Consider the following 3,423-nt stretch of genomic DNA (forward strand, 5'->3'; position numbering starts at 1 on the left):
GTCCCGTACCGTCCCGGCCTCGCCCCGGCCGTCCGCCGTCCTTCCCCTTCCCTTTCAGAACCCCCTTCAGAACCCCCTTCGGAGCACCCGCGCATGACCCCCGACGCCCCCTGGCTGATCGCCGGACTGGGCAACCCCGGCCCCTGGTTCCGGCTCACCCGCCACAACGCGGGCTTCCTGGCCGTGGACCGGCTCGCCGAACGGCACGGCGCCCGCTTCCGCCGGAGCGGGCTCGCCGGCCTGACGGCCGAGATCGGCATCGACGGCCGCCGGGTGCTGCTGGCCAAACCGCTGTGGTGGTCCATCAACCTGTCCGGACGCCCGGTGGCCGCGCTGCTGCGCCGCCACGGCGTCCCGGTCGAACGGCTGGTGGTCGTACAGGACGACCTGGACTTCCCCTTCGGCTCCGCCCGGCTCAAGCGCGGCGGCGGCCCCGGCGGCCACAACGGCGTGCGCTCGGTGGGCGAGGTGCTCGGCACCCGGGACTTCGTCCGGCTGCGGTTCGGCATCGGACGCCCCCCGAAGGGCCAGAGCGTCGGGGACTTCGTGCTGAAGAAGTTCTCGGAGGAGGAACGGGCCGCCATGCCCGGCGAGTTGGACCGCTGCGCGGATGCCCTGGAGACCCTGGTCCGGCGCGGCCTCAACCGCGCCCAGGACACCCTGAACGCCCGCACGGACGCCTAGGGTCCGGTTCCTCGGGTGCGGACGGGCCGGGTGAGCAGCGCGGCGGCCGTCGCGACGGCGGCGAGGGAGAGCAGCACCGTCCGCCCGCCGGACGCGGCGCCCGCCAGGTGGACACCGAGGACGGACAGCGCCATGCCGAGCGCCGTACCGAGGCTGCGGGCCATGTTGACCATGCCGCCGCCGACCGCCGAGCACTGCGCCGGGATCGCGCGCATCACCAGGGCGTTGTTGGCGGGCAGCAGCAGGCCCAGCCCGTAACCGGCGACCAGCAGCGGGGGCGCCACCGCGTCCGAGGCCGGTAGCAGGGCGAACAGCAGCAGTCCGACGGCCGTGAGCAGCGCGCCGAAACGGCACCTGGTCACGTCCGACCAGCCCCGGGGCAGCAACCCGCCGCCGACCGTCGCGGCGAAGGCGAACGCGGCGGGCAGCAGGGTGACCACCAGGCCCGCGTGGGCCGTCGACACGCCCGCGCCGGTGAGCAGCACCGGGCCCAGCACCAGCGGGCAGAACAGCAGCAGGTAGCCGATCAGCGCCACCACCAGGCCGGAGCGCACGCCCGGGGTGTTGACCAGCCCGGGTGCCAGGATTGGCCGGGCGGCCCGCCGTTCCTGGCGCACCAGCGCCAGGGCCAGGGCGGCGGAGACGAGCAGCAGGGCGGCCACCGCCCAGCCGGGCAGGGGCAGTCCGGAGGCGGTGGACAGGGCGAGCAGCAGCGTGGTGGTCGCCCCGGTGAGCAGCAGCAGGCCGGGGAAGTCGAAGCGGGCGTCCTCGCGGGGGCCGGTCCGGCGAGCGTCCTCGCGGCGGGTGCCGGGCCGGTGGGAGCCGGTCCGGTGGGTGCCTGTCCGACCCTCGCGGGGGCCCGGTACGGCGGCCGGGGCATCGGCCGGGGCGCCGGTCGTCCGGGTGCGGGGCAGCAGGTACCAGCCGGCCAGGATGCCGAACACCGCGATCGGCACGTTGACCCAGAACACCCAGCGCCACGAGGCGTGTTCGACCAGCATCCCGCCGAGGATGGGCCCGAGCGCCAGGCCGAGGCCCTGGGCGGAGGCCTGGATGCCGAGCGCGCGCCGCATCGCGTGCCCGGGGACGCCGCGCGCGACCAGGGCGACGCTGTTGGCCTGCATCATCGCGGCGCCGACCGCCTGGACGGCGCGGAGGCCGACCAGGACCCAGAGTCCGCCGGCGAATCCGGCGCCCAGCGAGGAGAGGCCGAAGACCGCGAAGCCGCCGATGTACATCGTCTTGCGGCCGACCAGGTCGGACAGCCAGCCGATCGGGGCCAGCAGGGCGACCAGGACCAGCAGGTAGGCCAGGGCGACCCACTCGACGGCGGCGAAGCCCGCGCCGAAGTGGCGGCCGAGGGCGGGGAAGACCAGGGCGATGACGCTGGCGTCGAGCTGGCCGAGGAAGGCTCCGAGACAGACCGTACCGACGGCGAGCCAGTGGGCGTGGCGCCAGCCGGCTATGCCACGCGGCCGGGGCCGCTCGGTGAGCAGCCGCGTGGCGAGGGCGGTGGCATTCATGAAACGAATATATCGGATACAGATATGTTCCTTCTACGAGCAGCTCGCTCTGCGACAGAAGGCGTCCCACGGTACGGACGGTGCCGGACGGACCCCCGCCGCGAGGCCCGCAACAGAGCCGCAACACAGCGCGCCCCCGAGGCCCGAACCGGCCGCCGAACCGCCCCGTACCAGGCGATACGCTGTCCGCCATGCCGTCGTCACCACACGTTCCCGACCCCGCCACCGGAAGTCCCGACCCGGCGGTCGAGCACGCCCGGCGACTGACCGACACCGTCACCCGGCTGCGCCGCGCGCTGCGCAGCAGCATCCGCACCGACTACCCGTGGGAGTCCCTGCCGATGGCGCAGGTCGAACTCCTCCAGACACTGGCCGCCGCACCGCTGCGGGTCGGCGAGCTGGCCGCGCGGCAGCGGCTCGCGCCCAACACCGTCAGCGGACTGGTCGGCAAGCTGCTCGACGCCGGCTTCGTGGACCGCCAGGCCGACCCCGGCGACCGCCGCACCGCCCGGATCGCCCTCACCCCGGCCGGGCGCCGACAGCTGGACGACTGGCAGCACGCCCACGAGCGCCGGATCGCCGCCGCGCTCGGCACCCTCGACCCGGCCGACCGCGCGGCGGTCGTCGACGCGCTGCCGGCGCTGGAACAGCTCGCCCGCGCCCTCGCCCAGCCGGGCGCCGGGACCGAGCAGGGGCCCGCCGTCGGCTAGGAAGCCGCCGGGCAGGAACCGACCGGCGGGAACCACCCTGCGGGAAATCGCTGGTCGCCGGGGCCCGTCCGGCGCTACCGTCCCCGGCATGACCACCGCGGACGTACGCATCGAGCCCTGGACGGACGACGACCTCGCACTGCTGCGCCGGGTCAACACACCGGAGATGAAGAAGCACGTCGGCGGGCCGGAGAGCGAGGAGCGGCTGCTCGTACGGCACCGGCGCTACCTGGACTTCGTCCCGTCCGGGCTCGGCTGCATGTACCGGATCGTGCTGCTGCCCGAGGGCGAGGCGGTCGGGACGGTCGGCTACGGCACCCGGACGTGGAAGGGGCGGACCGTCCACGAGATGGGGTGGAACGTGCTGCCCGGCTTCCAGGGCCGGGGCATCGCGGCCGCCGCCACCCGCGCGGCGGTCGCGGCCGCCCGCCGCGCGGCCGCGCACCCCCACCTGCACCCCATCCCCACGGTGGACAACCCCCCCACCCACCCGGTGTGCGCGAAGG

Annotated in this window: 4 protein-coding genes; 3 read left to right on the forward strand and 1 reads right to left on the reverse strand. The window is 75.2% G+C overall.

The annotated features are described in order from the left end of the window. Nucleotides 1-93 precede the first annotated feature (93 nt). Nucleotides 94-684 (forward strand): aminoacyl-tRNA hydrolase, encoded by a 591-nt coding sequence (gene pth / locus ACFU6K_RS34415; RefSeq protein WP_380669838.1) that lies wholly within the window; start codon nt 94-96, stop codon nt 682-684. On the opposite strand, the gene ACFU6K_RS34420 is transcribed toward pth, so the two are convergent. After that, nucleotides 681-2,207, reverse strand: coding sequence for an MFS transporter (locus ACFU6K_RS34420; RefSeq protein ID WP_380669840.1), 1,527 nt, complete (start codon nt 2,205-2,207; stop codon nt 681-683). The genes pth and ACFU6K_RS34420 overlap by 4 nt on opposite strands. Before the next feature lie 191 nt (nt 2,208-2,398). Between ACFU6K_RS34420 and ACFU6K_RS34425 the strand changes: the two genes are divergently transcribed. Together ACFU6K_RS34425 and ACFU6K_RS34430 are read left to right on the forward strand one after the other, a co-directional pair. After that, complete coding sequence (locus tag ACFU6K_RS34425; protein ID WP_380669842.1) at nt 2,399-2,917, forward strand: MarR family winged helix-turn-helix transcriptional regulator; 519 nt, start codon at nt 2,399-2,401, stop codon at nt 2,915-2,917. Nucleotides 2,918-3,005: 88 nt separating this feature from the next. Continuing rightward, nucleotides 3,006-3,423: GNAT family N-acetyltransferase (locus tag ACFU6K_RS34430; protein WP_380669844.1), on the forward strand; the 418-nt coding region annotated here is incomplete at its 3' end.

It is taken from the genome of Kitasatospora sp. NPDC057512 (assembly GCF_042802135.1).
Classification (GTDB): domain Bacteria; phylum Actinomycetota; class Actinomycetes; order Streptomycetales; family Streptomycetaceae; genus Kitasatospora.